The organism is Frankia sp. AgB32 (assembly GCF_023243045.1).
Taxonomy (GTDB): domain Bacteria; phylum Actinomycetota; class Actinomycetes; order Frankiales; family Frankiaceae; genus Frankia.
In genome coordinates, this window is the sequence record NZ_JALKFX010000182.1 from 1 (window position 1) to 380 (window position 380).

The 380-nt window shown below is 62.1% G+C and carries 1 protein-coding gene; it reads right to left on the minus strand.

From position 1 onward, the window contains the following. Positions 1 to 334: reverse transcriptase domain-containing protein (locus MXD60_RS26330; protein WP_248822398.1), on the minus strand; the 334-nt coding region annotated here is incomplete at its 3' end. Positions 335 to 380 lie beyond the last annotated feature (46 nt).

Genomic DNA, 380 nt, shown 5'->3' on the forward strand with positions numbered 1-380 from the left:
GCAGGAACGACGTGAACATGCTCCCGCCGTCCTTCGTCGGGGCTTTCCGGGGACGGAACGTGTACCCCAGGAACGTGTACGACGTCCGATCGTAGTCCTGACGCCGATTCCGATCCTTGCAGTACACTATTCCGGTCTTGTCGGGATGCACACGCAGCCCGACACTGGCCAACCTCTCAGTTAGCTCCCCCAGAACCTGCCGGGCCTGCCGTTCGGTCGCGCAATGCGCCACAACGTCGTCCGCGAACCTCTCGAACGAGACAGCCGGATGTTCCCGGACCATCCACAGGTCCAACGCGTAACGCAAGAATAGGTTGGCGAGCACGGGTGACACGGCCGATCCTTGTGGAGTACCGCGATCCCGTTTCACCAGCCTTCCG